Source organism: Streptomyces sp. WAC05292 (assembly GCF_003949955.1).
In the GTDB taxonomy this organism is placed as follows: Bacteria; Actinomycetota; Actinomycetes; order Streptomycetales; family Streptomycetaceae; genus Streptomyces; species Streptomyces globosus.
The window spans coordinates 1-2,963 of record NZ_RPSE01000567.1; the positions used below are offsets into that span (position 1 = coordinate 1).

Sequence of the window (2,963 nt, forward strand, 5' to 3'; positions counted from 1 at the left end):
CCCTCGGGCGGCGGCGTTGAAGGCGTGGCCGCGGGCGGAGGCGGGGGTGTCGGCGGCGGGGTCCTCGCGGACGGCGGCGTCGACGGGGTCCTGGAGCGGGCGCTCGGGCGGGCGTACGGGCGGCTGGCCGAGGACCGGCAGCGGCTGTTGCGGCGGCTCACGCTCGCCGGGCGGGCCTCCCTCGGCCCGTCCGCGGCGGCCGCCCTGATCGGCACCGGCCCGGTCGAGGCCGCCCGGCTGCTGCACGAGCTGGCCCGCGCGGGCCTCCTGGACCACGTACGCGGCGAGCGGTTCCGCATGCACGACGCGGTGCGCGCCTACGCGGCGGAGCGCCTGGCGGCGGACGGGGACCGGGCGGGCGCCGCGGCCGCGCACGGCCGCCTCATCCGCGACTACGCGCAGCTCGCGAACGCGGTGATCCGGATGGTCGACGGCCGGACGTCGACACGCGCCGGCCAGTTCGGCGGACACGGCTTCGCCTCGCTGGAGGCGGCGTTGCGCTGGCTGGACGAGGAGTCGAGCTTCATCACGGCGGCCCTGCGCCACGCCGGGGACGTCGACGACCTCCAGGCGGTACTGGACCTGCTGGGCGCGCTGTGCGACTTCTGCCTGCTGCGCGGCGACCTGTACCGGCTCGGGGAGATCGACGAGCTGACGCGGGCGGTGGAGGCGGCCCGCCGGGGACGGCCCGGCCAGGGCCGCCTGGTGCGGTCGGTCCAGTGGCGTACGGGCATCGCGGCGCGCCAGCTGGGCGAGCTGGACCGGGCCCGGACGACGCTGTCGTCGGTGGTGGACCAGTACCGGGAGGCGCGGCAGGACGCGGGCGCGGCCATGGCGCTGGTCTCGCTCGGGATCACGCTGCACCACCAGGGCCGGCTGCGGGATGCCGCGGCCCGCATCCGGGAGGCGCTGGAGCTGCAGGAGCCGCCGGAGCTGGCGGGCGACCGGGCGTGGGCGCTGCACGCGCTCGCGGCGGTCGAGCGGGACTCGGCGCGCCTGGCGGAGGCGCTCGGGCTGCTGCGGCGCTCCCTCGCGCTGCACCGGGAGCACGGGAGCGTGCACGGCGAGGCGTGGGCGCAGTTCCAGCTCGGGCAGGTGTACCTGCGGCTCGGGGAGGTCCCGCAGGCGGAGGAGGAGCTGCACCGGGCGCTGGACCTGTACGGGCGGACCCGCGACGACCGCGGCCGGGCCTGGGCGCTGACGCAGCTCGGCCGGGCCCGGGTGGTGGACTGCGACCCGGGCCGGGCGGTGGAGCGGCTCCGGGAGGCGCTGGCCCGGCACAGGGAGGCGGAGGACGCCCGGGGCGAGGCGTGGACGCTGTTCTACCTGGGGCAGGCACTGGAGGAGGCCGGCGAGCCGGACGAGGCCGTGCGGGAGCTGGAACGCGCCCGGACGATGTTCTCGCGGATGCGGGACGTGTACGGGCTGGCGCACGCCCGGCACCACTCGGGCCGCGTGACGCGCGACCTGCGGGCGGCCCGGACCGGCAGCCTCCGCAATTCCGGCTTCGCCCGGCAGCTGCTGGTGGACGCGCGGGCTGACTTCCGGCGCATCGGGCTGGCCCACGGCGAGGCCTGGACCTGCCTGGAGCTGGCGGTCGTCGACGCCGGCAACGACCGGACGGCGCAGGCGCTCGACCTGTGCGAGGAGGCGGCCCGGCTGTTCATCTCGTACGGGGACCGGCGCGGGGAGGACTGGGCGCGGTTCATGCGCTGCACCCTGCTGCCGTACGCGGCACCCGGCGGCGGTGCGGAGGAGGCGCGGGCGGAACTCGCCCGGCTGTCGGAGGCGCCGCACCCGGTGCGGGACGGGCGGCTGGCGGACTGCCTGGACGCGTACGCGGTGGTGCTGGCGCGGGGCGTGGACCCGGCGGAGGGCTGGCAGGGGTGGCGCCTGTCGATGGTCCCGGACCTGCACGCGCAGGAGGTGATGGGCGTCCCGATGCCCCCCGCGGCCTGACGCGGCAGCCGCCGCGCCGCATGCCGGGGCCCGCGGCACGCGAGCCCGTGCCCGGGCCGTATGCCTGAGCGCACGCGCGGGCCCGGGCCGCGGGGCCCGACACCGCCCCCGGGCGTGCGGGGCCCGGAGGCCCCGCTCGGGGGCAGCGGACAGCGGCCGGCACGGGCACCGGTGCGCACCACGGAATCGGGACGGCCGGCTACGCCTCCCGGGATGCAGCGGCGAGACGCCGGCCGCACCGTGTGACGGTCACGCCCAGGGGCGCCGCCCCGGCATCCCGGCAACGGGGCGCGGCACGCGGAGGGCGAGACCGGCTGCCCCGCACAGGCCGGGACGACGGCCGCGGGCCCGCCCGAACCCCGTCCCCGCCGTGCGGCAGGCGTGCCTGGGGACCCAGCTCGGGAGCCCTGGCCAACAGCGGGCTCCGGGTGCACCAGGCAATCGGGACGGGCGGCTACGCCTCCCCGGCTGCAGCGAGGCGCCGACCGCCCCGGCGATGGGCACGCCCGGGGGCCTCCGCTCCGGCAGACAGCAGACAGCAGACAGCGCACGGCACGCAGCCGAACAGGCGGCTGCGCCGCACAGGTCAGGACGACGGCCGCTCGCCCGGACAGCGGGCCCACGCCCGATCGGACGCCGCCCCCGCCCAGCGGCAGGCGGCCGGTGACCTCGCTCCGGCGCCCCGACCGACAGCGGCCCAGCAGCGCGGATGAACGGCCAGGCCTCTCAGGATGCAAGAGGCGCCGACCGCCCCGTGCGACGGTGACGCTCAGGGGCCCGGCCGCCGCTCCGGCGCCCCGGCAGACGGCGCCCGACAGATGGTGTGCGGCATGCAGAGGGAAAGGCCGGCTGCGCCGCACAGGTCAGGAAGAGGCCGCGGGCCCAGACGCCGGGCCCTGCGCCCGCCCGGCAGCAGGCGGACCCTGGGACCCCGCTCCGGTGCCCCGGCAAGTGGCGGCACCACGGCCGGCCACGGGCCGGGGCACCGGAGCGGGGTCCCAGGG

1 protein-coding gene is annotated in these 2,963 nt (G+C 78.9%); it reads left to right on the forward strand.

Features of this window, described 5'->3' with window-relative positions:
• Positions 1-1,959, forward strand: a 1,959-nt coding sequence (locus EF903_RS31070; protein ID WP_125548316.1) for a tetratricopeptide repeat protein, incomplete at its 5' end; no start/stop codon positions are given.
• Positions 1,960-2,963: the final 1,004 nt, after the last annotated feature.